The 23,933-nt window shown below is 61.2% G+C and carries 23 protein-coding genes; 6 read left to right on the top strand and 17 right to left on the bottom strand.

Annotated elements, in window-relative coordinates:
- Positions 1-6: 6 nt before the first annotated feature.
- From ACFUOZ_RS00465 to ACFUOZ_RS00440, 6 genes are all read right to left on the bottom strand, one after another.
- Positions 7-642 (bottom strand): SGNH/GDSL hydrolase family protein, encoded by a 636-nt coding sequence (locus ACFUOZ_RS00465; protein ID WP_377543556.1) that lies wholly within the window; start codon positions 640-642, stop codon positions 7-9.
- 1,285 nt (positions 643-1,927) lie between these two features.
- Complete coding sequence (locus ACFUOZ_RS00460) at positions 1,928-2,545, bottom strand: hypothetical protein (RefSeq protein WP_377543554.1); 618 nt, start codon at positions 2,543-2,545, stop codon at positions 1,928-1,930.
- A 41-nt stretch (positions 2,546-2,586) separates the two neighbouring features.
- Positions 2,587-3,813, bottom strand: a complete 1,227-nt coding sequence (locus ACFUOZ_RS00455; protein WP_377543552.1) for a hypothetical protein — start codon at positions 3,811-3,813, stop codon at positions 2,587-2,589.
- On the bottom strand, positions 3,810-4,067 hold the full coding sequence (locus ACFUOZ_RS00450) for a helix-turn-helix domain-containing protein (protein WP_377543549.1): 258 nt from the start codon (positions 4,065-4,067) through the stop codon (positions 3,810-3,812). Before ACFUOZ_RS00450 ends, ACFUOZ_RS00455 begins: the two co-directional genes overlap by 4 nt.
- 63 nt (positions 4,068-4,130) lie before the next feature.
- Positions 4,131-4,826, bottom strand: a complete 696-nt coding sequence (locus ACFUOZ_RS00445) for a hypothetical protein (protein WP_377543547.1) — start codon at positions 4,824-4,826, stop codon at positions 4,131-4,133.
- Between the two features lie 52 nt (positions 4,827-4,878).
- Entirely contained in the window at positions 4,879-5,397 is a 519-nt protein-coding gene (locus ACFUOZ_RS00440; RefSeq protein ID WP_377543545.1) for a hypothetical protein, read from the bottom strand.
- Between the two features lie 339 nt (positions 5,398-5,736).
- Between ACFUOZ_RS00440 and ACFUOZ_RS00435 the strand changes: the two genes are divergently transcribed.
- Positions 5,737-6,018 carry a helix-turn-helix transcriptional regulator gene (locus ACFUOZ_RS00435; RefSeq protein ID WP_377543543.1) on the top strand — a complete coding sequence of 94 codons (282 nt, stop codon included), beginning with the start codon at positions 5,737-5,739 and terminating at the stop codon, positions 6,016-6,018.
- Between the two features lie 218 nt (positions 6,019-6,236).
- On the opposite strand, the gene ACFUOZ_RS00430 is transcribed toward ACFUOZ_RS00435, so the two are convergent.
- The 4 genes from ACFUOZ_RS00430 to glnA all read right to left on the bottom strand — a co-directional run bounded on the left by ACFUOZ_RS00430 (position 6,237) and on the right by glnA (position 11,591).
- Positions 6,237-6,587 carry a hypothetical protein gene (locus ACFUOZ_RS00430; protein WP_144662552.1) on the bottom strand — a complete coding sequence of 117 codons (351 nt, stop codon included), beginning with the start codon at positions 6,585-6,587 and terminating at the stop codon, positions 6,237-6,239.
- Positions 6,588-6,662: 75 nt separating this feature from the next.
- Positions 6,663-7,193 carry a GNAT family N-acetyltransferase gene (locus ACFUOZ_RS00425; protein WP_377543541.1) on the bottom strand — a complete coding sequence of 177 codons (531 nt, stop codon included), beginning with the start codon at positions 7,191-7,193 and terminating at the stop codon, positions 6,663-6,665.
- A 36-nt stretch (positions 7,194-7,229) separates the two neighbouring features.
- Positions 7,230-10,241, bottom strand: coding sequence for a bifunctional [glutamine synthetase] adenylyltransferase/[glutamine synthetase]-adenylyl-L-tyrosine phosphorylase (locus ACFUOZ_RS00420; protein WP_377543538.1), 3,012 nt, complete (start codon positions 10,239-10,241; stop codon positions 7,230-7,232).
- A gap of 9 nt (positions 10,242-10,250) precedes the next feature.
- Positions 10,251-11,591: a type I glutamate--ammonia ligase gene (gene glnA / locus ACFUOZ_RS00415; protein ID WP_262278186.1), complete on the bottom strand. Its 1,341-nt coding sequence runs from the start codon at positions 11,589-11,591 to the stop codon at positions 10,251-10,253.
- Positions 11,592-11,781: 190 nt separating this feature from the next.
- Between glnA and panB the strand changes: the two genes are divergently transcribed.
- Entirely contained in the window at positions 11,782-12,687 is a 906-nt protein-coding gene (panB, locus tag ACFUOZ_RS00410) for a 3-methyl-2-oxobutanoate hydroxymethyltransferase (RefSeq protein ID WP_377543536.1), read from the top strand.
- Positions 12,688-12,731: 44 nt separating this feature from the next.
- Here the strand turns inward: panB and ACFUOZ_RS00405 are convergent, their stop codons facing one another.
- Positions 12,732-12,896, bottom strand: coding sequence for an SPOR domain-containing protein (locus tag ACFUOZ_RS00405; protein ID WP_144662557.1), 165 nt, complete (start codon positions 12,894-12,896; stop codon positions 12,732-12,734).
- Positions 12,897-13,004: 108 nt separating this feature from the next.
- On the opposite strand from ACFUOZ_RS00405, the gene map reads away from it, so the two are divergent.
- From map to ACFUOZ_RS00390, 3 genes are all read left to right on the top strand, one after another.
- Positions 13,005-13,883 carry a type I methionyl aminopeptidase gene (map, locus tag ACFUOZ_RS00400; RefSeq protein ID WP_262278183.1) on the top strand — a complete coding sequence of 293 codons (879 nt, stop codon included), beginning with the start codon at positions 13,005-13,007 and terminating at the stop codon, positions 13,881-13,883.
- A gap of 72 nt (positions 13,884-13,955) precedes the next feature.
- Positions 13,956-14,759 carry a polyphosphate--glucose phosphotransferase gene (ppgK, locus tag ACFUOZ_RS00395; protein WP_144662628.1) on the top strand — a complete coding sequence of 268 codons (804 nt, stop codon included), beginning with the start codon at positions 13,956-13,958 and terminating at the stop codon, positions 14,757-14,759.
- Positions 14,760-14,766: 7 nt separating this feature from the next.
- The gene (locus ACFUOZ_RS00390) at positions 14,767-15,534 is read left to right on the top strand and encodes an SDR family oxidoreductase (protein ID WP_377543534.1); all 768 of its coding nucleotides are present in this window, start codon (positions 14,767-14,769) and stop codon (positions 15,532-15,534) included.
- A 60-nt stretch (positions 15,535-15,594) separates the two neighbouring features.
- Here ACFUOZ_RS00390 and nrdR read toward each other — a convergent pair whose 3' ends face one another.
- The 3 genes from nrdR to ACFUOZ_RS00375 form a co-directional block, all read right to left on the bottom strand.
- Positions 15,595-16,098 carry a transcriptional regulator NrdR gene (nrdR, locus tag ACFUOZ_RS00385; protein ID WP_377543532.1) on the bottom strand — a complete coding sequence of 168 codons (504 nt, stop codon included), beginning with the start codon at positions 16,096-16,098 and terminating at the stop codon, positions 15,595-15,597.
- A 173-nt stretch (positions 16,099-16,271) separates the two neighbouring features.
- On the bottom strand, positions 16,272-17,630 hold the full coding sequence (hisD, locus tag ACFUOZ_RS00380; protein WP_377543530.1) for a histidinol dehydrogenase: 1,359 nt from the start codon (positions 17,628-17,630) through the stop codon (positions 16,272-16,274).
- A gap of 4 nt (positions 17,631-17,634) precedes the next feature.
- Positions 17,635-18,168: a hypothetical protein gene (locus ACFUOZ_RS00375; RefSeq protein ID WP_377543528.1), complete on the bottom strand. Its 534-nt coding sequence runs from the start codon at positions 18,166-18,168 to the stop codon at positions 17,635-17,637.
- A gap of 108 nt (positions 18,169-18,276) precedes the next feature.
- On the opposite strand from ACFUOZ_RS00375, the gene ACFUOZ_RS00370 reads away from it, so the two are divergent.
- The gene (locus tag ACFUOZ_RS00370) at positions 18,277-18,777 is read left to right on the top strand and encodes a flavin reductase family protein (protein ID WP_306844882.1); all 501 of its coding nucleotides are present in this window, start codon (positions 18,277-18,279) and stop codon (positions 18,775-18,777) included.
- Positions 18,778-18,801: 24 nt separating this feature from the next.
- On the opposite strand, the gene dnaE is transcribed toward ACFUOZ_RS00370, so the two are convergent.
- Genes dnaE through lspA form a run of 3 tightly spaced genes read right to left on the bottom strand, consistent with a single transcriptional unit; the run spans position 18,802 to position 23,900 of the window.
- Entirely contained in the window at positions 18,802-22,359 is a 3,558-nt protein-coding gene (gene dnaE / locus ACFUOZ_RS00365; protein ID WP_262278178.1) for a DNA polymerase III subunit alpha, read from the bottom strand.
- 22 nt (positions 22,360-22,381) lie between these two features.
- Positions 22,382-23,308 carry an RluA family pseudouridine synthase gene (locus ACFUOZ_RS00360; RefSeq protein WP_377543525.1) on the bottom strand — a complete coding sequence of 309 codons (927 nt, stop codon included), beginning with the start codon at positions 23,306-23,308 and terminating at the stop codon, positions 22,382-22,384.
- The gene (gene lspA / locus ACFUOZ_RS00355; protein WP_377543523.1) at positions 23,301-23,900 is read right to left on the bottom strand and encodes a signal peptidase II; all 600 of its coding nucleotides are present in this window, start codon (positions 23,898-23,900) and stop codon (positions 23,301-23,303) included. The genes ACFUOZ_RS00360 and lspA overlap by 8 nt, the downstream gene beginning before the upstream one ends.
- Positions 23,901-23,933 lie beyond the last annotated feature (33 nt).

Here is a 23,933-nt window from a genome sequence, read left to right as displayed (position 1 = left end):
CGTGGCTTAGCGGAGCGCGGTAGCGACGCGCTCCGCTATGGCCGCGTGACCTGCATCAGTGACGTGTGTCTTATCCTTGGCGATCATCGCGGGCGTGAATGCTGGCGGGTCAATCAAGCTGACGTAAGTTGCACCAACCTTCGCGGATGCTGCCTGGACAGCCTTGTCCACACCCAGAACCATAGGATCAATACCCCACGGGGTTGACGGTCCAACCGCGATGATCTTCACGTTGGGGAGGGCGTTGCGGATAGTTTGGTAGACATCGTCGATGGCTGCCGTGACCGCAGCCGGATCCTTCTTGAAGTCATCAAAGTCGTTCTGACCACCGGAAACGACGAAGTATGTGACATCCTTCTCAGCGAGGCCCTGCTGCACCATTGCCTTGTACGCAGGGCAGAAAGACAGCCCGCATCCAGAAGGCCCAGAGGTCGATACATAGCCCGTGCCACCCTTGCCAAGGTTTACGTAGGCGAGATTGGATTCGGCTGCGAGAACTTCCACCCATTTGTTCGGAGATGATGAGGCACCCACGCCTTGCGTGTAGGAGTCACCGATGAACACGGCCAATGGGCGCGTGTCTTTCGTTGGAGTCGCCACGGCAGTGTTCTGAGCGTAGTACTCGGCTACCTTGTCAGACACGGGCGGCGGGGTTGCTGCGCATCCGGTCGAGATGGCGGCGGTTATTGCCAGTAAGGCAGTCAGGAAGAGATTGCGGCGCACGGGTCCCCCAAGGAGTGAAGCGGATTTGAAGCTAATCATAAGGCTTAGGGCATCTCAGTTATTGAGGACTGCGGCATCCTCATCCCAGAGATGCATTTCACCGCACGCCGAGCATTCGAAACGGGCTCCAGAGATCTTGTTGTTCCCGTGGTAGGAGACTACGTCAGCGCCGATTCCGGTGTCAACGTACGTGTCGGTGACAGGACAAAGCGCTTGAATTGCCGCAGGTTCCGTTCGCCGCCGAGCTAGATCAGCGTTCCGCGCATCAATCTTTGCTGCCCGGAGGTCTTTTACTCGTTTGCCCTTACCCATCACAATCCCCTGTCCCGTGGTCAAAAGGCCAGTGTAAGGGCTAGATAAGACCGGCATTGTTCCCCATGCCATGACAGGAAATATTACGTGTCATGGAACAGCCCCATCCTCTTTCCGAGGGTGGGGCTGTTTCGGGTGTTAAGGGGCGGTGCGGATGACGATGGGTTTGTAGTCAGCCGGGACCAACCCAAGGGCCATAGTAAGCGCGTCAAAGTGTCAATCGCTAGTTGCTGGGCGGTGACTCATAACGGCCATAGGCTTCTGATTCTCTGCCCTAGAGATAGCTTGGGGTTCCGTTTTTCCGCTTCCTCTTTCAGCAGCTTGTAGGAGTTAACGAGCACCTCCATGGCCTCTTTGTCCCATTTGCCGCGGTAGTGTTTGCGTCCGGTAGTAGCGATTGGTTTCGTCTGTTTCGGTTTTCTGCCTTGACTGACTAGATGCTCCGCCAGCTCCTTGGTAGAAAGGACAAACTTCATAGACGCCCCTGGGGCAAGTGTTTGAGGAGGCTCCTGACCGTCAACATGGCTGGAAGGCTGAAAAGCGCCCGTCCTCCCAATCCGAATGTGCACTCCGTCCACGACGGTAGTCCCCGTATAGCCCAGATTGGTTGCAATTACAGCTAAGTTGTCCTGTCGGGAACCACGGTTTGTTAGCCGCTTGGAACCAGTGACTCTCAGGCTCGCGCGGTCAGATCGCCTCGACCACCATGTGTAGAGCAACGTTGCCACCGATATTAGGATGGCGAGGATAGGTAGAGGAGCGTCCCACCATGGCTTACTAACTAGCTCAACTTGAATAGGGTCAGCGCACATAAGGAGACACTTTAACGCATTCCGGCGCCCGCCATTGAACCAACTGCAGATACAAACTGACACCGAAGTCCAGGTGCACCTCAAAGCCGCTTGGCCCGCTCCTTGATTAGTAGGCTTTCTGCTCGCTTAGCAGACCGGAAGTTCGAGAAACGTTCCCATTTCGCTGGAGCGACCATATTCACGAGCACATTGATTCGCTCCATGATGTATTGCTGTATCTCTTTTGCCCGTGCCTCTGAAATGTGAACGTTGCCGGCATGCATGTAACCAACTTCGTTGATTACATCAGCGAGCCTGAGTTGGAGAGAGCCCACATGGTCAGCAATTCTTTGGTCACTGGCAACTAGTAGACGCGCAGATTTCTGAGCTGATTCACGGTAGCCAGTGATCATCGCCTCACCGAGGCGCTCATGGTAGTCATCATCTATATCCGCTTCAGCCTGGGGGTCGTTCACTAGCCTGGCTTTCAGATCCTCACGGACGCTATCAATCCACACGGCAGACTGTACAATCGCAGTCGCAAAACCGCTCACGGACACAATCAAGTCAGCTACTTCTCGTCGCAATTCCATCATGTGGGAGTAACGATCAGCTCGGTGCTTCGCTACGACCTGAAGGACACCACCGACGATCACCCCACAGAACCCGATAAGCGCCGGCAACATGCTTGAAAATATGTCAGGGGTAGCCTGAACCACCTGACCTCCTTCAGATACGAGGCCTAAAATGTGCCTGGTACTCATTTGTTTGACGCGGCTAGGGAGGTCAGCGCAGGCACTCCTTCTGCGAACGTGGTGTCCGCATCGATGTGTACGTTTACGCGCTCAAGCCATGATCCGGATTCAGTCGGGAAAACCTGGCTATTAAAGTGGCATTCGTAAAAAGACAGGCTGCGAGGCGCCGTGCTGTCGTTGAAGAACGAGCCCGCGCTGAAGGTGCAGTTGTAGAAGGTTAGCGAAAACTCACCACGTCGAGTGTATGGGACTTGGAAATCGGTGCCGCCGAACTCACACTCTCTGAATGCGATAGATCCGCGGGTGCGGTACTCCTCGCCAAGGCCTACCGACACCTGACCGCCGCTAAATCGACTCTTGTAGAAGTAGAGATGCGCCCGGTCTAGATCCATTGATCCAAGGTCGAGTGTGCCCCTTACGATCTCCAGGTGTTTGAAGTAGCCATGTTCTTCACCCGGGGACAGATATCGAAAGTCGACATAAGCTCCATCGATATACAGGTCTGATAAGGCGTCCATGAAGGCAGGATTCCCCATATCAATCCTGACGGCCCAGTAGTCCCGCGGCTGAAGGTTCCGGGCTAGATGGGAGAATACCCTAGTCGCGACCGCTGACCTCACCGAGGCTGCCTGGAATCCCTTCTGTTCGGTGTGCTGCGCTGCGATCATAGGGTAAGCGCAGAGCAGATCAATACAGTTCTGACGCTCCCGAAAGTTACCAGCGTCATACCATTCACTCGCGAGGGCTTCCAGAGAATACGCTCCGGCTATCGCGAGCGAAGCATTAGGACTCCCTAGATGTTCAGCGGCCTGGCTGAAACGCTCGCGCATGCTTTTAGTAACGTCACTGCCGTGCTGTTCTGCAGTGAGCTGCAACGCCTCCGCTGCGATTTTCTGGGCCTCGGCGGAAATGCGCTGGGTAGCTTCCGCCGTCTGCTGCTTCCGGTACGAGAAGAAGAGCGTAATGCCCACACCGAGGGCAGCAGCGAGGGTCACCGCGTTTCGAATGATGCCGAAAAGGGTGTCTCCGGTCATTAAGGGACGGGTGTCCCAGGGGCTCCAGTCGCGGGTGTTGTAGGCAGCGAAAAAGTAGACGAAGCCCATCATGACAACCAACGAAACGACGAAACCTATGGCAAAGACGGGCCAGAGGGACATCCCTTTCTTCTCGTCCGTTTTTGGTATGTCTTTCTGCGACCCAGGTTCAGCTTGCGAGGGATCAGCACTGCTCACGAGTTGGCCTCCATTGCTTCGGTATCCTCCATGCTGCCCGCTGCGATTCGTTCGCTAACTTGCCGGTAGGCGTCTTGGATGAAGTCTTCAAGGTCTTGACGCCCTATGCGCCAGACGTTGCGACCACCGATCTGGATACCTTTGAGCTGGCCGGTCTTGAGCATGGCCCGGATTTGAACCTCACTGGTCGCCAGTTCCTCGGCGACCTGATCAATCGTCAGGAAACGGGGGCTCGGCTTATGATCTTCAGGCATGCCGATAACGCTACCAAGTGGGGCTTCCCCCGCTGCACATAACAGCGACAACATCGTTCCCTGTTAGTCCTGGGCGGGAGTATTGGGCAGGTGACTGCTTGATGCATGTTCCGCGATCTCTAACGGTTCAACTACGTCATCTGTTTCTACGCCCACGTCATCGGCGCGATGCCTAGCCGCCCAATGAGAGAACTTGTTTGCCAGCACCCGCGGTCCATTAGGGGCCGGTGGTTTTGGGGCAAGATGTGATATCAGCGCATTTCGAGTCTCCCCGTAATTCTGCAGGTAAGTGCGCAAGACTGGCCGGCCCTTCTCCACATAGCCTTTGATCGCCACTTGGAGGGTCCGGCTGCTATCTGTTACCTCGCGTGCGAGCCATGACGTCGTTGGATCCGCCGTGAGGCGTATATAGTCCAAAACGATTCGTGCTTCAGCGCTCTGGGACATGGCGATATCAAGACGAGGTCTGTTAGCAATTTCCCGACGGTCGTTGACCGCACTTAGTTCAGTACCGCCGCCGTAGCTCTGGGAGTCCTTAAAGACTTCTGTATAGGCGGAGCGGATCGCATCGGTTCGTCGCAGTAGCTCAACAACTTTTTCGTTGATATGTCGCCGCTTTTGTTCCTTGTGAGCAAACGAATTGAATGCCAAGCCAATACTCGCACCAACCAATGTTCCAACAAGTCCGATGACGGCCGGTGTGTAGTCAGTCAGGGATGAGCCTTGACCAACGGCACTTAGAATTTCGGCGGCAATCATGTCACCCATCCTAGGTAAGTGCCGACGGTACGTGCGAAAAGCGATAGGTGTCCTACCCGGTGTATGGCTTCCAGGCGTCCAAAACGGTGATTAGCGGACGGATTTCCCCGTTGGCCTGAGTTATTGCGGCGTCGCAGGCTTCGCTTTGTTTGTCCTGGCACGCAGTCGGGGCTGGGTTCTTCGCGAGAACATCCAAGTTGGTGAGCGTCCGAGTAACCAGACCCTGCAACTCGGCAGGCGGTGCAGGCAGCTTCCGTATCTGTATCGCCGCCTGTTTCGCGGTCAACACAACCGTGCTCACCGTGTACCCACAGGTGGTCCGCTTTGCGAAATCAATTGCAGTGTCCCCCATCGACGCCAAGGCGCAGGCAACGATGTTGTCTTCGTACTCCCGCCAACCTTCTTCCCGTTCGGTGATGATGCTCGCGAACTGGGCGACCGTAGCGGTCGGTGTGGGCGTTGGTGTGGGCGTGACAACTGTAGACGCGACCGACGCGGGCTCGCTACCGGTGGATGAACACCCTGTCAGCCCGACAGATACAAGCAGGATAAGCCCCCAAATTTTCCTCATGCACCGCATATTAACCAAAGCAGCCACCAATTAAAAGAGAGGCCACCCAACTCCACGGGAGACTGTCCGTGCCAGCATGTATGTTTCGGGACATGGCGAAGTTTGACCCAGAGGGTTTCGACAAGATGATGGCAGAGCTGAACGCGGAAGACCGGGGCAGCGTAATAGTCCGGTCACCGTTTGAAGACTTGGAGCCCGACTTTGAGTACTTACCTACAAAGACTGGGTAGTTTGACACTCGAAGTTACTTGGCGGCTTACTACTTTCGAGTATGTCAGCACGTGGCCAGCTCGTCACGGAGTTGCTGACAGTCCCGGGCAAGCGTCTACCGTCTCCGCTATGAGTACTAACAGCACAGAACCCCCAATGCTCACGACGGAGGAAGTCGCGGCTCTTTTCCAGATCAGCCGTTCAACGGCTTACCGGCTCAAGAAAAAGGATTCGTGGCCGCATCACCAGTTCGGTGAACGCGAAATCCGGTTCTCAGCCGAAGATGTAAAGGCTATTCAAGCGATGTACCGCAAGCAGCCTGCGCCGGACCCTAGATCAGCTCCCCGAATTGGATCTGCGCACAAGCGCGGGCCGCAGATTGGGACCAGGGCCGGCCGAAAGGCCTCGTAGTCCGCAGACAGTCCGCAAGAGGTCCGAAAACGGCAGAAAATCACCAACAACGATCAACCCGGAAAACCTCTAGATCTAGAGAGATTCAACGCCGCTAAACGACGGTCACCAAGGTTTGTTTAGTTCGAGCTCTACTACGGCGTCTAAGCTCCAGGCTTATACACAAGAAGGCCAGCCCCTCCGCGAGGATGGGGCTGGCCTTCTTTTATGCGCCGGGATTACTCGGATTTACCTTGCTCCCGGTCCCTGAGGTTCTTCGTGATGTCATCCAGCTTCTCCTTGACGAAGCTGGCTGCCTCGGAAAGTCCCTTTTCCGCACTGCCCAGGGGATCGAGCTGCAGGTAGACCTTGTGGTCGATCGGCAGGTCGTACTCGTCCTTCAGATGGGTGCCGCCGCCGACGCCGTCGAGGGACAAATAGACGAGGGCTTCGGTCCGCGCAATGCCGGCAATGGTGCCAAAGACCACCGTGAAGTCATTGGGCTGAAAGCTGACCGATTGACCCACGTGGCGCCGGTCCAGTTCCCCGGCATTAACAGCTTTTTCAGTCGGGCTTCCGTTGTATTCCATGGACTTTCCCTCCGATTCGAGATCAGTGACAGCTAAAGTCTATAAGGATCCTTAGTGTCGGAGGCAAAGTATGTGTCAGTGGAAGGCTTTATACATTGTCCTCTGCGGCCCTGAGTTACCGCCCAAGTACCGGCCGGAGTCCACGAAGCCGGCTTTTGTGTAAGCGGCCTGCCCCGCCGGATTGCGCTCGTTGACGGACAGTACGACGCCGGTCTGCCCACCGAGGTGCCGGGAGGTCAGTTTCCGGGCTTCTTCCACGGCGGCCTCGGCCGCCCGGCTGCCCAGGCCGCGTCCCTGCTGCAAGGAGTCAATCAGGAATCCCCGAAGCAGCCAGACTGAATGATCGTCCGGCCAGCCAGCGAGCGTGGCCGCCCCGGATTGCAGGGTCAGCACACCGACGGCGGTTCCCTGGGATTCGATGACGTAGGGCAAACGCGACTCTTCTTCCAACGCGATCAGCATCATCCGCAGGGGCTCCCCCACGAAAGCGCGTTGGCTCTCCTTTATTGCCAACTCCGCGACAGCGCCCAGCTGGATGGCCCGGGCGTCGTCGTCGAGCATTTTGAGGGGAATCAACCACACATCAGCAGCAGGCATTTTCCACATCCTTCCGTGGGAGTGGCACAACAAACGCGGACCGGGCTAGTTGGCGTAGAACATCTTCTCGAAGACCGCCCTGGCCCGGCGGCTCAGCCGCAGGTAGTGCTCTTCGAAGTGTCCGGCGTTACCGGGCGGGTAACCGCACCAGCGCGCAACGGCTTCAAGATCCTTGCGGGACGAAGGCAGGACATCCGAGGCGCGTCCGGTCACGATGACGTTGGCCGAGCGGATTCGGCTGGCCAGGCGCCACGCCTCACGGAGCAATGCCGCGTCTCCCTCGCCAATGAATTCCAGTTCGTCGGCAGCAGCAAGGGCTTCCAGCGTCGAACTCGTCCGCAACTCCGGATGCTTGCCCGCGTGCTGCAGCTGGATCAGTTGCACCAGCCATTCGACGTCGCTGAGTCCGCCACGGCCAAGTTTGACATGCCGGGCAGGATCCGCGCCCCGGGGCAGGCGTTCGGACTCCACACGGGCCTTGATGCGCCTGATTTCGCGGACGTCCTGTTCCTTGAGCTCGTCGGGATACCGGATGGGATCAATCAGCGCGACAAAGTCCGCCGCCAGCTCATCCGAGCCGGCCATCGGACGTGCACGCAGCAGGGCCTGGGACTCCCAGATAAGGGACCACCGGCGGTAGTACTCCGCATAGGAATCCAAGGACCGCACCATGGCGCCGTTCTTGCCCTCCGGCCGGAGGTCGGCGTCGACCATGAGTACCCGCTCAGCCATGATGGCGGGCTTGAGCGGCTGGGTGAGGAAGCTGGAGATCTTGGCGACAATCGCCGTCGCCTGTTCCTGTGCCTCGGCGTCGCTGAAGCCAGGGCGGGCACGGTGAACGTACATGACGTCGGCATCCGAACCGTAGCCGATCTCACGGCCGCCCTGCCTTCCCATCGCCACGACCAGGACGTCTGTCTTCAGCGGTCCGGAGTCGGCAACAACAGCCTCAGCCACATGCAGCGCTCCCAGCACGGCAGCCCGGTCCGTCTCGGCCAGAGCTACGCCCACCGCATCCTGGTCGAGGAGCCCCGCGCTGTCCGCAATGGCGGTCCGCAGGATTTCCCTGCGCCGGATCAACCGGATGAGCCGCATGGCGTTCTCAGGATCCGGATGCCGGGACAGCTTGGACTGGATTTCCTGCCACTGAGCGTCGAAGGACACCGGGGCCAGCTCCTTGTCGCTGCCCAGCCACGCAACCGACTCGGGCGAGACTTCCAGCAGGTCCGAGATCAAGCGGGAGTTCGCCAGGACCTGGCACAAGCGCTCAGCCGCGGCCTGGGAATCACGGAGCAGCCCAAGGTACCAGTGCGTGGTGCCAAGGGCTTCACTGACCCGTCGGAAGGCGAGCAGCCCTGCGTCCGGATCGACTCCTTCAGCAAGCCAACCCAAAAGGATCGGCAGCAACTGCCGCTGCAACGCCGCTCGACGGCTGACACCGGCGGTCAAAGCCTCAATATGCCGCAACGCCCCCTGGGGATCCAAGTAGCCCAGGGCCGCAAGGCGTCCTTGGGCTGCTTCCGGGCTGAGCTTCGCATCTTCGCTGCTCAGCTTGGCCGCAGTATTGAGCAGGGGACGATAGAAGATCCGCTCATGCAGCTCCCGCACGGACTTTTTGGTCTTTTGCCAAGCGCCCATCAGCTGGTCGGGATGGGGACGTTCCTGGGAAAAGGGCCCGAGAACGGCTTTAGCCAGGAATCGCTGGGCATCCTCAGCGACCGGCATAAGGTGCGTGCGCCGCAGCTGGAAGAGCTGGATCCGGTGTTCGAGCAAGCGGAGATAGCGGTAGGCGTTGTCGAAGGCAGCAGCGTCGGAACGCCCGATGTAGCCGCCGCCCGACAACGCGGCGATGGCCGACGTCGTGTCCTTGCAGCGGAGGGACTCATCGGACTTGCCGTGAACCAGCTGCAACAGCTGGACAGTGAACTCGACGTCCCGCAGCCCGCCGCGACCAAGTTTGATCTGGCGCTGCTCCTCGGCCGCGGGTATGTAGTCCGTGACCCTCCGCCGCATTGCTTGGACTGACTCAACAAAACCCTCACGGCCTGCCGAAGACCACACCAGCGGCTCCACTGCCTTTTCATAGCGCTTGCCCAAGTCCCGGTCGCCGGCGATGGTCCGGGCTTTTAGCAGTGCCTGGAATTCCCAGCTTTCGGCCCAGCGGGCGTAGTAGCTCACGTGGGAAGGCAGCGTCCGCACCAGAGGACCCGACTTACCCTCCGGTCGGAGATTGGCATCCACTTCCCACAGCCCAGGTTCGGGGGCGGAAGAGGAAATTGCCCGGGAAATGCCCGACGCCAGCGCCGTACCTATGGTCGAGGCCCTGGCGTCCTCCAACCCCTCGGACTCGATGACGTAAATAACGTCGACGTCGGAGATGTAGTTGAGCTCGCGGGCACCGCACTTGCCCATGCCGATGACTGCCAGTCCGACGTCGGCAATTTCGTCGGCGTCGTAGTGACCTGCCGCTTCGGCCCGGGATACGGCGAGGGCTGCCTCGATGGCCGCCCCTGCGAGGTCGGCCAGCTCACCTCCAGCTGCGGGCATGAAGTCCTGGGGCGAGGCCGCACACAAGTCCTTGATGGCGAGTTCCGTGAGCCCCCGGCGGTACGCGGTGCGCAAGGCAGCGTAGGCAGGTTGCCCGGTGATGCCTGCCACCGGCCGGTGCGCCCCGGGCTCAGCCTTCACTGAACGAAGCAGCATCGCGCGAAGTTCGTCGCTGGAGGCCTGCATCGGCTCCGGGCTGACACGGACGTCGAAGACATCCAAATGCTCGGGCCGGCGTATCAGGAACTCCCCCAATGCTTCCGATGCTCCCAGCAATCGGTACAGGGGCTCACTGGTGTCCGGATCCGCTGCGGCCAGCTTCTTCAGGCCGGGGTTCTTCTCGATCAGCCGGACCAAGGTTTGCAGGGCAGTATCCGGACTGGCAGCCATGGAAAGGCCCGCAAACAGCGCGTCCTCGTCGATGCCCTCAAGTTCCGGGGCAGCAAGGAAGCGCTCCCCCTTCTCAAGGTCGCTGAACCCGGCCGAAATGAGCCGTCGTGCAAGGCTCACTGGCCCCGCCTAGAGAATGCCGAGATTGCGCTGCAACTCATAGGGAGTGACCTGAAGCCTGTAGTCCTGCCACTCTGCCCGCTTGTTCCGGAGGAAGTGCTCAAAGACCTGCTCGCCCAGGATTTCTGCCACCAGCTCGGACTCCTCCATGGCACGGATGGCGTCGTGCAGGCTGGCCGGCAAAGGCGCGTGGCCCATGGCTTTGCGCTCCGCGGTGGTCAGCGACCAGACATCGTCCTCTGCGGCAGCGGGAAGTTCGTAGCCCTCCTCGATGCCCTTCAAGCCCGCCCCCAGCAGCACTGCGTATGCCAAGTAGGGGTTGGTTGCCGAGTCGATGCCGCGGTACTCGATGCGTGCCGACTGGCCCTTGCCGGGCTTGTACAGCGGAACGCGTACCAGTGCGGAACGGTTGTTGTGTCCCCAGCTCAGGTAGCTCGGCGCCTCGCCGCCGCCCCAGAGCCGCTTGTAGGAGTTCACGAACTGGTTGGTGACAGCGGTGAACTCGGGAGCATGCTTGAGAATGCCTGCGATGAACTGGCGGGCAGTCTTGGACAGCTGGAATTCAGCGCCTGCTTCGAAGAACGCGTTGGTGTCGCCCTCGAACAGCGAAAAGTGCGTGTGCATGCCCGAGCCGGGGTGGTCGGTGAACGGCTTGGGCATGAAGGTGGCGTAAGTGCCCTGCTGAAGCGCCACTTCCTTGATGACGGTACGGAACGTCATGATGTTGTCCGCCGTCTGGAGGGCATCGGCGTAGCGCAGGTCGATCTCGTTCTGGCCCGGTCCGCCCTCATGGTGGCTGAACTCAACGGAAATGCCCACGGATTCGAGCATGGTCACTGCCGTACGGCGGAAGTCCTGGGCGACGCCTCCGGGGACATGGTCGAAATAGCCGCCCTCATCCACGGGAACCGGGGCACCATCCGGGCCCAGGTCCTTGGACTTGAGCAGGTAGAACTCGATCTCCGGGTGGGTGTAACAGGTAAACCCCATGTCCGCAGCCTTGGCCAGGGTCCTTTTGAGGACGTTGCGGGGGTCCGCGGCGGAAGGTTCGCCGTCGGGCGTGAGGATGTCACAGAACATCCTTGAGGTCTGCTCGGTTTCGCCACGCCAGGGCAGGATCTGGAAAGTGGAGGGATCCGGCTGCGCCAGCATGTCGGATTCGAACACGCGAGCGAGGCCTTCGATGGCGGAGCCGTCAAAGCCAAGGCCCTCTTCGAAAGCGCCTTCGACTTCAGCCGGCGCCAGCGCCACCGATTTGAGCGAACCCACGACGTCGGTGAACCACAAGCGTACGAAGCGCACGTCACGCTCTTCGATTGTCCGCAAAACGAACTCTTGCTGGCGGTCCATAGGGCCTCTTTCCCGATTCGGTGTCCATGCCGCTGGTTTCAATGGATCGAAGCCACGGCAGCTCAGCCTTCACTCTACTAAGAGTTCACTGCTAATGCCGCAGCAGTAGCTGCGCGTAACACACCGTTTACATAAGGTGACGCTGGGCACACTGCTGGCAGCCGCCGTCGGCACCGCTTAGGCTCTATCCATGGCCCCGAACAACCTTCCTGAGTCCAGCACGCCCGCCGAAGTTCCCGCCCCCTACGGCAGCGGCCCTGGAACCGGCGCGCAGACGCCCCCTGCGGCCGGCAGGAAGCCCGTCAGCCGGATACGGATCCACCACCTCCAGCAGGCCAAGGACAACGGCGGACATTTCGCCATGCTGACGGCCTATGAGCAGTACACGGCAGAGATTTTTGACCAAGCCGGAATCGAAGTCCTCCTGGTGGGCGACTCCGCTTCGAACAATGTCTTCGGCAATGAGACCAGCCTGCCCGTCACTGTGGACGAGCTGCTTCCCCTGACTCGTGCCGTAAGCCGGGCCGCCAAGCGGGCGCTGGTGATTGCAGACCTGCCCTTTGGCAGCTATGAGGTCTCTCCCGGCCAGGCTGTAGCGACCGGTGTGCGCTTCCTGAAAGAGGGCCTGGCGCATGCAGTGAAAATCGAGGGCACAGCGTACTACGCGGAGACTGTCAAAGCCATGGTCCAAGCCGGCATCCCGGTCATGGCCCACATCGGCTTCACGCCTCAAAGCGAGCATTCCCTGGGCGGCTACCGCGTCCAGGGCCGGGGGGACGACGCACAGCGACTTGTGGACGATGCCTTGGCCCTGCAAGACGCTGGGGCATTCAGCGTCCTGATGGAAATGGTCCCCGCCGAAACGGCTGCTGCCATAGACGCTGCGCTGAGGGTGCCGACGGTAGGCATCGGCGCAGGAAAGCAAACCACCGGCCAGGTCCTCGTGTGGCAGGACATGGCGGGACTGCGCGGCGGCAAGATGGCGAAGTTCGTCAAGCAATATGCCGACCTGCGCACTACGTTGAGCGACGCCGCCGCGGCTTATGGCGAGGACGTCCGGTCCGGGCAGTTCCCGGGACCGGAACACTCCTTCTAGCCGAACCCGTTCCAGAGCCGGACCGGGCTCCGGTCGAGGCCGGGCTAGTCGTCGTCCTGGGCGTCCCAGGCGTCGTTGCGTGCTTTGACCTTTTCCAAGGCGTGCTCGGCTTCTTGCCGGGTTTTATAAGGGCCAATCAGCTGGGTCCAATCGGACATGGCGTCCTCTTCGATCTCGTGCGTTTTGACGTTGTACCAGTACTCAGTCACGTTTCCTCCTCTTGGCTCGGGCCGCCCAACGCGTAACGTTGGCGCAGTCACAGGAACCTTGCCGCATATTGTTACTTACGTCTCTTGCGTGCCTTATATGATCAATCTATGCCTTCTCTTGCTTCGACCGCACCCATTGGCGCCCTCACCCCGGGAACCATCAGCCCTGAACTCCCCGTCCCCGCGTCGATCCCCCGGCCCGAGTACGTTGGAAAGAAGGCGCCGGCAAAGTTCACCGGGTCCGAGGTCAAGTCACCTGAGACGGTGGAGAAGATCCGCAGGGCCAGCAAGATCGCCGCGCAGGCGATCGTTGAAGTAGGCAAGCACATCAAGCCAGGCGTCACCACCGACCAACTGGACAAGGTCGGCCACGAGTTCCTCCTCGATCACCAGGCCTACCCGTCCACGCTGGGGTACCGGGGCTTTCCCAAGTCCCTGTGTTCCTCCCTCAATGAGGTCATTTGCCACGGCATTCCCGACTCCACGGTGGTCCAGGACGGGGACATCCTGAACATCGACATCACCGCATTTATTGGCGGTGTCCATGGGGACACCAACTACACTTTCCTGGTTGGCGACGTGGACGAAGAGTCCCGTTTGCTGGTTGAGCGTACGCAGGAGTCGCTCAACCGGGCCATCAAGGCCGTGGCCCCGGGCCGCGAAATCAACGTAATCGGTCGGGCGATCCAGTCCTATGCCAAGCGCTTCGGCTACGGCGTGGTGCGGGACTTCACCGGCCACGGCGTGGGCGAGGCCTTCCACACAGGCCTCATCATTCCGCATTACGACGCAGCCCCGGCGTACAACACCGTGATCGAGGCTGGCATGGTCTTCACCATCGAACCCATGCTTACCCTCGGAACCATCGAATGGGACATGTGGGCTGACGACTGGACAGTTGTCACCCGCGACCACAAACGAACCGCCCAATTCGAGCACACGCTGCTGGTCACCGAGACCGGCGCGGAAATCCTGACCCTTCCCTGAGCTCTCCGGAAGGTCCACGCAGCCCGGCTGGCTGTGCCTTGCCCATCCCCTCCTGCCATGATCGGAAATGCATTGTCCAAGAAGGATGAGAAAACCCACAAGAACGCGCCGCTGATCGGTATCGACATTGGCGGTACCGGAATCAAGGGCGGCATCGTCGACCTGAAGAAGGGCAAGCTGATTGGTGACCGTTTCCGGGTTCCCACCCCTCAGCCGGCTACGCCCGAGGCCGTGGCCGATGTCGTCGCCGAGATCGTTGAGGAACTGTCCAAGCGCCCCGACGCGCCGGCAGCGGATTCGCCCGTGGGCGTTACTTTTCCCGGCATCATCCAGCACGGCGTGGTCCATTCCGCGGCTAACGTGGACAAGTCCTGGCTGGAAACAGACATCGACAAGAAGTTCACCCACCGCCTTGGCCGTCCCGTTGAGGTCATCAACGACGCCGACGCCGCCGGCCTCGCCGAGGCACGCTACGGCGCCGGTGAAGGTGTCGACGGCACCGTCCTGGTGATCACTCTCGGAACTGGCATCGGATCGGCGTTCATCTTCAACGGGCAGCTGGTCCCCAACGCCGAGCTCGGCCACCTTGAGGTAGACGGCCACGACGCCGAGACGAAGGCTTCCGCCGTCGCCCGCGAACGCGACGGCCTCAGCTGGGACGAGTACGGCGTGCTGCTCAACAGGTACCTCCAGCACGTGGAGTTCCTGTTCTCCCCCGAGCTCTTCATTGTGGGCGGCGGCATCTCCAAGCGTTCGGACGAGTACTTCCCGCACCTGGACCTCCGCACCAAGATCGTCACAGCGAAACTGAAGAACGACGCCGGGATCGTAGGTGCGGCACTGGAAGTCGCCCTGCATCACAAGCTTGCCAAGTAGGCCGTCGATGGACGGGGACCCGACCACCCAGGCGGGCATTGCAATTGTCACCGGGGCAAGCCGTGGGATCGGTGCAGCCGTAGCCCAGGCAGCGGCCTTGGCCGGCTACGAGGTTGTCGTCAACTACTCCTCGGACGTCGCGGGCGCCGAAACCGTCGTTCGAAGCATCCGCGACGACGGCGGCCGGGCACACGCTGTCCAGGCCGACGTCAGCCGTCCTGCCGACGTCGAACGTTTGTTTGACGAAGCGGGAAGGCTGGGAACCGTGAGGGCCGTTATCAACAATGCGGCCATTACGGGCAACCTGATTGGTCCATTGGTGGGGGTGCCCGTGGAAACAGTCCAGCGTGTATGCGACGTCAACGTGGCAGGCATGATCTACATGTGCCAGGAAGCCGTCCGGAGGCTCTCGGTGGACTCAGGCGGCAGCGGCGGTTCGATCGTCAACATCTCCTCCACCGCCACCAAGGCCGGTTCGCCGGGAACCTGGGTCCACTATGCGGCCACGAAGGGTGCCGTGGATGTCCTGACCGTGGGTCTGGCCGCCGAGGTTGCCAAGCAGGGCATCCGGGTCAACGCTGTTGCACCCGGGAGCACCAATACCGGACTGCACGCGGCGGCGGGAATGCCGGATCGGGTGGAAAGGCTCAACCCGACTATCCCCATGGGCCGCGGAGCCGAGCCTGAAGAGGTGGCGGCAGCTGTGATGTGGTTGATGTCCGATGAGGCTGGTTACATCACCGGCGCGGTGCTCCCGGTCTCCGGCGGACGCTGATCCGCGCTGCACTTGGTGCCGGTGGCGGCTGCGGCTTCCCCTCCGCTGCCGCCACCGGAGCTAGAGTTGGCTCGCCTCGGCGCCCTTGGGCTGCTTGCTCCCGGCTTTCGCTTGCCCCTCGTGCTCGTGGCGGAGCAAGGAAATAGCGGACTCGAAGTCTTCCAACGATTCAAAGGCCTGGTAGACGCTGGCGAAGCGGAGGTAGGCCACCTCGTCGAGTTTGCGGAGCGGCCCAAGAATGGCGAGCCCCACCTCATGGGCATCGATCTCGGCGGCCCCGGAGGAACGGATGTTCTCTTCCACTTCCTGTGCAAGCATGGCGAGATCGTCCTCGGTGACGGGCCGCCCCTGGCAGGCCTTGCGGACACCGCTGATGACCTTGATGCGGCTGAACGGTTCACCGACGCCTGAGCGTTTGATGACGGAAAGGCTGGTTGTTTCCACCGTTGTGAAGCGGCGGCCGCATTCCGGGCATTGCCTGCGGCGGCGAATGGAAGAGCCGTCGTCCGCCATCCGGCTGTCGACGACGCGGGAATCAGGATTCCGGCAGAACGGACAATACACGCTGGGCCTCCCCTGACAACTCCGGCACGTGGGCCGGCCGGCAAGTCGCCGGAGACGCAAAAGGTGCCGGAAGATTCACTTCCGGCACCAGTTTACGTAGGTACCCACGATAATGACAAGCTTGTAATTACTACATGTTGTGGTGGGCACCCTTATATGTAGTGGTTGGCCCCTTACTGAAAGCGGATCCGGACAGCATCTCCGTGGCCCGGGAGGTCTTCCGCCCCGGACAAGCTGACGATGTGGCCGCTGACCTGTTCCAGGGCCTCGCGGTTGTAATTGATGACCTGCACCGCGCGCAGGAAAGTTGTCACGTTCAGCCCGGAGGAGAACGCCGCCGTGCCGCTGGTGGGCAGCACGTGGTTGGATCCGGCGCAGTAGTCGCCCAGGCTGACCGGGCTGTAATCCCCGACGAAGATGGCTCCGGCGTTGTGGATACGGGCAGCTACCGCCGCAGCGTCCGCCGTCATGATTTCCAGGTGCTCCGCCGCGTATGCATTGCAGACCGCGATCCCCTGCTCAAGATCATCCACCAGCACCACGCCCGACTGCGGACCGGACAAAGCCTCAAGAACGCGGGCACTGTGCTTGGTCTTGAGCGCTTGGCGTTCAAGCTCAGCGACGACGGCGTCAGCCAACTCCGCCGAATCGGTCACCAGGACTGAAGCTGCTTTGGGATCATGCTCTGCCTGGCTGATGAGGTCGGCGGCCACGAGTGGAGCCTGCGCTGTGGAGTCGGCCAGGATGGCGATCTCCGTGGTTCCTGCCTCGGAGTCGATACCCACCACACCCTTGACCAGACGCTTTGCCGTGGCCACGAAGATGTTGCCCGGACCCGTGACGACGTCGACGGGCTCGATGGGCAATTCCTCTCCGGAGCCCGGGATGCCGTAGGCGAACGACACGATGGCCTGCGCGCCACCGATGGCGTAGACCTCGTCAATGCCCAGAAGCTTGGCTGCCGCGAGAATCGTGGGGTGCGGCAGACCGCCAAAGTCCTTTTGCGGCGGGGATGCCAGGGCGATCGATTCGACGCCGGCAGCCACTGCGGGAACAACGTTCATGATGACGGAGGAGGCCAAGGGAGCGAGCCCGCCGGGAACATACAGACCCACCCGGCCCACTGGGATCCAGTTCTGGCTGACCACGGCGCCGTCCCCGAGGGATACGTCCACGTTGGCGGGCCGTTGGCGGTCGGCGAACTGCCGGGCCCTGCTGATCGACTCTTCCAGCGCTGCCCGTACAGCCGGATCAAGGCCGGCCAGGGCCTGGTCCAGCGCTTCCGGGGAGACCCTGGGGTGGGACTGTTCCACGCCGTCGAACTTACTGGCCAGCTCGGCCAGTGCGCTGAAGCCGCGGCTTCGGACAGCGGAAATTATGTCCTGGACCTTCTGTTCCGCGTCTGCCATGGTCTGATGGCGCGCCCTCGGAACAGCTGCACGGAGCTCGGCCAGGGACAAGCGGCGGCCCCGGAAGTCAATGCTCCGGAAGTTGAGGGCGGTTGGGGCGGAAGTATCGGAGGAAGTGCTCACCCGGCTATTTTACGGGCTTCTTGGAAAGAACCCCGAACAGGGACAGGACGAAGGTGACAAAGGACGTCGCGCCGGTCCACAGCAGCAGCACGGCATAGGACCGGAGGGTAAAGCCGTACCCTGGGCCAAGGTTCGGGCTTGGCGGAGGACCCCACAGCTGTGCCGCGAGCAAGCCGGTAAGCCAGGCGGTGAGCGCACCCGCTACGCCTCCCAGCAGTGCGTACACCAACCGGCGTCGCGCGGCCGCTCCTTCGAGCTTTCCGTCAAGCAGAAGGCCTACCACGCACCCGGACACCAGCATCAGGGCTGCCAGGACAAGGTCCCGGGGAAGCCACGAGTCGGGGTTGTCCGGATTCGACAGATCAGGATTGCCGGAAATGAGGTTGAGACCACCCGGAGCCAGCAGCCACCACAAAAGGCCCACGACGATGCCGGAAACCACGGGCAGAACCAGCCAGAGGACGTCCCTTCCCCCACGGGATCCTGGGGCCTGAGCCGGTTGGGAAACAGTCGGATGGTTCACAAGGGGCTCGGTCATGCAACCCAGATTAACAAAGGTTCACGCTTGCCAAGCAAAAAGAGGGAACCGCGGCCCCGGAGGAATACTCTGGGAGAAGAGTACGAGCCCACCCAGGAGAACACCACCGTGGCAAGCGAACCATCCGGTTTTGAACAGACATTCAGGGAAATGTTCCGCAGGCACGCCGCCGGAGTTGCCATCATCACGGCCAACCTCAATGGCAAACCGTTCGGATTTACCGCCACGTCGGTGGCTTCCTTGTCCGCTGAACCACCCCGCTTCACCTTCAACATGGCCAGGAGCTCCAGCTCGTGGCCGGCTGTAGCCAACGCGGAGTACATCGGCGTCCACATGCTTGGACTCGAAAACCAGGCGTTGGCCAACAGGTTCGCCCGGACCCGCGACCGGTTCGAAGGTGATCACTGGGAACCGGGTCCGCACGACGTGCCGATCCTCAAGGACGTCAGCGGCTGGCTGGTCGGCAAGATCCAGATGCGCCTGTCCTTCGAAAACAATGCAGTGGTTGTGGTGGAGGTCGTTGACGGGCAGGTGGGCGGAGACGGAGCCCCGCTGCTCTACCACAGCGGCGCGTACAGCCAGCCGGCCCCGCTGGACTACGAAATCTGATTCATCGGGGCCGGCTGTCGGCTTTCAGTTGTCCAGGCAGGCCGGGCCAAGCAGGACCTTGAGGTCTCCAAAGAGCGACGGGCTGGGATTCACCCGGAGGTGCACGGGCAATCCCATGACCTCCACCTTGGTATCGCCCATCAACTTCAGCCTGACCTCGGAATTCCCGCGGTGCGTGCGGAGGACATCCCTCAGGTCGGTGACCACTGCCTCAGTGGCCTTGAACGTGGGGATCGTGATCACCACGGGGCCGTTGACGCTTTCGCTCAGATCGGGAACCGAGAGTTCCATGCAGTTCAGGGTCACGGCGCCATCGTCCCGCCGCTGCAGCCGGCCCTTGACCACCACGATCAAGTCTTCGGCCAGCACGGAGGCGATGGGCCCATAGACCTGGCCAAAGAACATGACTTCCATCGAAGCCCCGAGGTCCTCAATCTCCGCCCGGGCATAGGCGTTGCCGCTGGCCTTCGCGATCCTGCGGCTCAAGGAGGTGATCATCCCCGCAATGGTGACAATGGCGCCGTCGTGCGGTCCGTCCTCGGCGATGATCGACGCAATGGACTGTTCCGCGTGCTGGCTCAGCACCCCCTCCAGCCCCTGCAAAGGGTGGTCCGAAACGTACAGGCCCAGCATGTCCCGCTCGAAGGAGAGCTTGTCCTTCTTTTCCCATTCAGGCAGGTCGGGAATCTCCGTGGTGAGCGACGCTTCCGGCTCCTGGTCTTCAAACCCGGCGAAGAGATCGAACTGGCCGATGGCCTCATTACGCTTGAGCGTGATGACCGAATCGATGGCTTCTTCGTGGACCATCGCCAGGGCTCTGCGGTGGTGGCCGAGGGAATCGAAGGCGCCGGCCTTGATCAGCGATTCGATGGTGCGCTTGTTGCAGACCACCGCGGGGACCTTCAGGAGGAAGTCCTTGAAGGACGTGTACTTGCCCTCCGTTGAGCGGGTGGAGACCATCGCGTCGACGACGTTCACGCCGACATTTCGGATGGCGCCCATGCCAAAGCGGATGTCCTGGCCCACCGGGGTGAAGTTCAACGACGATTCGTTGACGTCCGGCGGCAGCACCGTGATGCCCATGCGGCGGCACTCGTTGAGGTAGATCGCGGACTTGTCCTTGTCATCGCCCACCGAGGTCAGGAGGGCTGCCATGTACTCCGGCGCGTAGTGCGCCTTGAGGTAAGCCGTCCAGTAGGAGATCACCCCGTACGCCGCCGAGTGCGCCTTGTTGAAGGCGTAGTCGGAGAACGGAAGGAGAATGTCCCACAGGGTCTTGACGGCCTCCATGGAGTAACCGTTGTCCTGCATGCCTTGGGAGAAGCCGGCAAACTGCTTGTCCAGTTCGGACTTCTTCTTCTTACCCATGGCACGCCGGAGGATGTCTGCCTGGCCCAGCGAGTAGCCAGCCAGTTTCTGCGCCACGGCCATGACTTGCTCTTGGTACACGATCAGGCCGAAGGTCCCGCCGAGGATCTCCTTGAGCGGTTCCTCGAGTTCAGGGTGGATCGGGATGACCTCCTGGATGCCGTTCTTGCGCAAGGCGTAGTCCGTGTGGGCATTGGCGCCCATGGGACCGGGCCGGTACAAGGCAAGGACTGCGGAGATGTCTTCGAAGTTGTCAGGCTTCATGAGCTTGAGCAGCGACCGCATGGGACCGCCGTCGAGCTGGAACACGCCCAGGGTGTCGCCGCGGGCCAGGAGCTCGTAGGACGCTGCGTCGTCCAACTCCAGGGTCTCGAGATCGAGCTCGACGCCTCGGTTCATCTTGATGTTTTCCAGGGCGTCCGAAATGATTGTGAGGTTTCGCAGGCCCAGGAAGTCCATCTTGATCAGGCCGAGGCCTTCGGACGTGGGGTAATCGAACTGGGTGATGACCTGGCCGTCCTGGAAACGGCGCATGATCGGAATGACGTCGATGATGGGGTCCGAGGACATGATCACACCGGCCGCGTGCACACCCCATTGGCGTTTCAGGCCCTCGATGCCCAGGGCGGTCTCGAAGACCTTGGCGGCCTCAGGGTCGGTCGCGATGAGCTGCCGGAAGTCCCCTGCCTCGCTGTAACGCTTGGCCTCAGGGTTCTGGATGTCCGCGAGCGGGATGTCCTTGGCCATAACTGCCGGCGGAAGGGCCTTGGTCAGCGTCTCACCCATGCTGAACGGGTAGCCAAGCACACGCGAAGAGTCCTTGAGCGCCTGCTTGGTCTTGATGGTTCCGTACGTCACGATCATCGCCACGCGTTCGTCGCCGTACTTCTTGGTGACGTAGTCAATCACTTCCGAACGGCGACGATCATCGAAGTCGACATCGAAGTCGGGCATGGAAACGCGGTCAGGGTTGAGGAAGCGTTCGAAGATCAGGCCGTGCTGGAGCGGGTCGAGGTCTGTGATGCGCATGGCGTACGCCACCATGGAGCCTGCACCGGAACCACGGCCGGGGCCTACACGGATGCCGTTGTTCTTGGCCCAGTTGATGAAGTCAGCCACCACCAGGAAGTATCCGGGGAAGCCCATGGACGTAATAACGCCGAGTTCGTAGTCGGCCTGCTTGCGTACCTTGTCCGGGATACCGCCGGGATACCGGTACTTGAGCCCGGCATCAACTTCCTTGACCAGCCAGGAGGTTTCGTCTTCTCCCGGCGGGCAAGGGAAACGGGGCATGTAGTTGGCGCCGGTGTTGAAGGACACTTCGCAGCGCTCGGCGATCAGGAGCGTGTTGTCGCAGGCTTCCGGATGGTCCCGGAACAGCTCCCGCATCTCCTGTGGAGACTTCAGGTAGTAGCCACTGCCCGAGAAGGCAAAGCGCGAACCGCCGTTGTCGTATGTCGGCTCAAGCAGCGTGGAACCTGATTGGATGGCCAGCAAGGCCTCGTGCGCCTTGGCGTCGTGTTCATGGGTGTAATGGAGGTCGTTGGTGGCCACCAACGGGAGATTGAGTTCCTTCGCCAGACGAAGCAGGTCGCCGGTAACGCGCCTTTCAATATCCAGGCCGTGGTCCATCAACTCGCAGAAGTAGTTTTCCGCGCCGAAGATGTCGCGGAACTCGGCGGCGGCTTCCACGGCTTCCCGGTAGAGCCCCAGGCGCAGTTTGGTCTGCACCTCACCCGACGGGCAACCCGTCGTGGCAATAAGGCCCTCTGAATAGGTGTTGAGCAGTTCCCGGTCCAGGCGTGGCCACTTGCCGAACACCGAATCCAGGGAAGCAATGGAGGAAGCACGGAACAGGTTCCGCATACCCACGTTGTTGTAGCTCAGCAACGTCATGTGGGTGTACGAACCACCACCGGAGACGTCGTCTTTGCGCTGGCTTTCGTCGCCCCACCTGACGCGTTCTTTGTCACCACGCGCCGTCCCTGGAGTCACATAGGCTTCGACGCCGATGATCGGCTTGATGCCCTTGTCCGTTGCCTTGCGCCAGAAGTCGAAGGCACCAAAGAGATAGCCATGGTCCGTGGTGGCCAACGCGGGCATGCCGAGGCGCTCAGTCTCGTCGAACAGCTCCCCCAGCCTGGCCGCCCCATCCAGCATGGAGTATTCGGTGTGGGTGTGGAGATGGACGAACGAATCATTGCTGGAAGTCACCACGACAGTCTACCGTCCCGGGCTAGGCGGATCCTGTTGCGAGAAGGTCCAAAGCGTATTGGAGGTCTGCCGGATAATTGCTGGCAACCTCCACCCAATCGCCGGTCCGGGGGTGGGTGAAGCCAAGCTTGCGGGCATGCAGCCATTGCCGGGTCAGGCCAAGGGTCGCGGCCAGGCGGGGGTCGGCCCCGTAGGTGAGATCTCCGGCACAGGGATGCCTCAAAGCGGAGAAGTGAACCCGGATCTGGTGCGTACGTCCTGTCTCCAGGTGCACTTCAACCAGGGTCGCCTTTCCGAAGGCTTCCAGAACCTCATAGTGCGTGACGGACGGGCGGCCATCCTCGATGACTGCGAAACGCCAGTCATGGCCCGGGTGGCGGCCAATGGGCGCATCGATGGTGCCTTCCAGGGGGTCGGGCAGGCCTTGGACGACGGCGTGATAGACCTTGTCGACGGTGCGTTCCTTGAAGGCCTTCTTCAGCACCGTGTAGGCGTGCTCCGTCTTCGCCACCACCATGACACCGGACGTACCGACGTCGAGCCTGTGCACGATACCCGCCCGCTCAGGTGCTCCCGACGTAGAGATGCGGTATCCCGCCCCGGCGAGGCCGCCAACCACCGTCGGACCGACCCAGCCGGGCGAGGGATGCGCTGCAACTCCTACAGGCTTGTCGATGACAACAAAGTCCTCGTCGTCCAGCAGGATCTTCAGGCCTTCCACAACTTCCTCCACGACTTCCAGGGGGTCACGACGTTCCGGAACCGTGATGTCCAGGACGGCGCCGGCAACGAGCTTTGCAGATTTGCCCAGGACTGCACCGCCACTGGTGACGTTGCCCTCAGCAATCAACAGCGCTGCGGCAGACCTGGAGATGTCCAGCAACCGGGCCAGGCCGGCATCAGCGCGGACGCCGGCCAGATCGTCGGGTACAACTACGGAATCACTCACCGGCAGTGCCCCCGCTGGCCGGCTTCTTATCCCCTGCGGTCTTGGTGGTGGCTACATGGCGGCTGCCGTCCATGCCGATCCCCCGCAGGGTAAGCAGACAGATGATAACGACGCCGGATACCACGGCGGAGTCGGCAATGTTGAAGATGGCGAAATTCGGCAACTGGATGAAGTCGACGACGTGTCCCATGGCGAAAGAGGGCTCGCGGAACAACCGGTCGGTCAGGTTGCCGAGGGCACCGCCCAGGAGAAGGCCCAAGGAAAGCGCCCACCAGGCCGATCCCAGCCGACGAAGCTGGAAAAGGATCGCCACAGAAACAGCGGCCATGACGATGGTGAAGATCCACGTCACATTCTCGCCGATCGAAAAGGCTGCACCGGAATTCCTGATGTAGTACCAATGCAGCAGTGGGGGAAGGACCGGGATACGCTCCCCCTCGGTCATGGTGCTGGTCACCCAGAGCTTGGTGAGCTGGTCAAACGTGTATGCGAACGCGGCGAAGCCGGCAAAGAGCCAGAGCATGGCCGGACGCCACTTCCGCCGCGCGGTGGGCGCAGCCTGCGGGGCGTCATCGCTGAGGTCGTCTGTCATAGTGCTTTCATTCGGGAGGCGTGGCGGGCTGCT

The sequence above is a fragment of the Paenarthrobacter sp. NPDC057355 genome (assembly GCF_042667405.1).
GTDB lineage: Bacteria > Actinomycetota > Actinomycetes > Actinomycetales > Micrococcaceae > Arthrobacter.
Note: the sequence above shows the minus strand (reverse complement) of the source record. Positions and strands in the feature narration are given on the sequence as shown.

Bases quoted from the DNA above. Each gene is read 5' to 3' on its own strand.
- map (WP_262278183.1), top strand. From the start codon at position 13,005: ATGCCTTCTCTTGCTTCGACCGCACCCATTGGCGCCCTCACCCCGGGA.
- panB (WP_377543536.1), top strand. From the start codon at position 11,782: ATGGCCCCGAACAACCTTCCTGAGTCCAGCACGCCCGCCGAAGTTCCC.
- ACFUOZ_RS00430 (WP_144662552.1), bottom strand. From the start codon at position 6,587: ATGGAATACAACGGAAGCCCGACTGAAAAAGCTGTTAATGCCGGGGAA.
- ACFUOZ_RS00390 (WP_377543534.1), top strand. From the start codon at position 14,767: ATGGACGGGGACCCGACCACCCAGGCGGGCATTGCAATTGTCACCGGG.
- ACFUOZ_RS00445 (WP_377543547.1), bottom strand. From the start codon at position 4,826: ATGATTGCCGCCGAAATTCTAAGTGCCGTTGGTCAAGGCTCATCCCTG.
- glnA (WP_262278186.1), bottom strand. From the start codon at position 11,591: ATGGACCGCCAGCAAGAGTTCGTTTTGCGGACAATCGAAGAGCGTGAC.
- ACFUOZ_RS00435 (WP_377543543.1), top strand. From the start codon at position 5,737: ATGAGTACTAACAGCACAGAACCCCCAATGCTCACGACGGAGGAAGTC.
- lspA (WP_377543523.1), bottom strand. From the start codon at position 23,900: ATGACAGACGACCTCAGCGATGACGCCCCGCAGGCTGCGCCCACCGCG.
- ACFUOZ_RS00425 (WP_377543541.1), bottom strand. From the start codon at position 7,193: ATGTGGAAAATGCCTGCTGCTGATGTGTGGTTGATTCCCCTCAAAATG.
- ACFUOZ_RS00375 (WP_377543528.1), bottom strand. From the start codon at position 18,168: ATGACCGAGCCCCTTGTGAACCATCCGACTGTTTCCCAACCGGCTCAG.
- ACFUOZ_RS00440 (WP_377543545.1), bottom strand. From the start codon at position 5,397: ATGAGGAAAATTTGGGGGCTTATCCTGCTTGTATCTGTCGGGCTGACA.
- ACFUOZ_RS00450 (WP_377543549.1), bottom strand. From the start codon at position 4,067: ATGCCTGAAGATCATAAGCCGAGCCCCCGTTTCCTGACGATTGATCAG.